Origin of the sequence: Actinoplanes siamensis (genome assembly GCF_016862395.1) — a bacterium.
Lineage (GTDB): Bacteria > Actinomycetota > Actinomycetes > Mycobacteriales > Micromonosporaceae > Actinoplanes > Actinoplanes siamensis.
This window is the reverse complement of sequence record NZ_BOMW01000030.1, coordinates 1-606: the sequence shown is the minus strand read 5'-3', so window position 1 is coordinate 606 and position 606 is coordinate 1. Positions and strand designations below refer to the sequence as shown.

General features: G+C 73.8%; 1 protein-coding gene. It reads left to right on the top strand.

Annotated elements, in window-relative coordinates; all coding sequences use genetic code 11:
- The first annotated feature begins 189 nt into the window (after positions 1-189).
- Positions 190-525, top strand: coding sequence for an antibiotic biosynthesis monooxygenase family protein (locus Asi03nite_RS16675; RefSeq protein ID WP_203680772.1), 336 nt, complete (start codon positions 190-192; stop codon positions 523-525).
- The last annotated feature ends 81 nt before the right edge of the window (positions 526-606 follow it).

Below are 606 nucleotides of genomic sequence, written 5' to 3'. Positions count from 1 at the left end.
GGCGCGGTCCGGGATGGCGCGGTCCGGGATGGCGCGGTCCGGGATGGCGCGGTCCGGGATGGCGCGGTCCGGGATGGCGCGGTCCGGGATGGCCCCGGCGAGCTCGGGCGATGGCCCGTCCGGCCTGGCCGGGCCGCCTGTTCGAACCTAGTAAGCTGGCCATCTGGTGCGTATGGGACGCTTGCGGGCATGATCCTCGAAGTTACGCTTATCGACGTCCTACCCGGCCGGGAGGACGATTTCGTCGCCGCCTACCAGCTCGCCCGCCCGCTGATCGCGGGTGCGGAGGGCTGCCGTGGCCTGCGCCTGAAGCGTGGCATCGAGTTGAGCACCCGGTTCATGCTGCTGGTCGAGTGGGACTCCACCGAGGCGCACGACCTCAATTTCCGCCGCACCGAGCGAAACGCCCAGTGGCGCGCCTCGATCGCCGCGACGCTCGCCCAGCCGCCGCTCACCGAACACTTCGCCGACCTCCCGGCCATGGCCGGCCGCCCCGACCCGGACCACGACTTCTTCGCCGGCTGAGCCGAGGCGCGCGCCCGCGCGGGCCGACCGGACCCACACCGCCCGGCCGAGCCCAGCCGCGCCCCACGCGGACCGACCAGG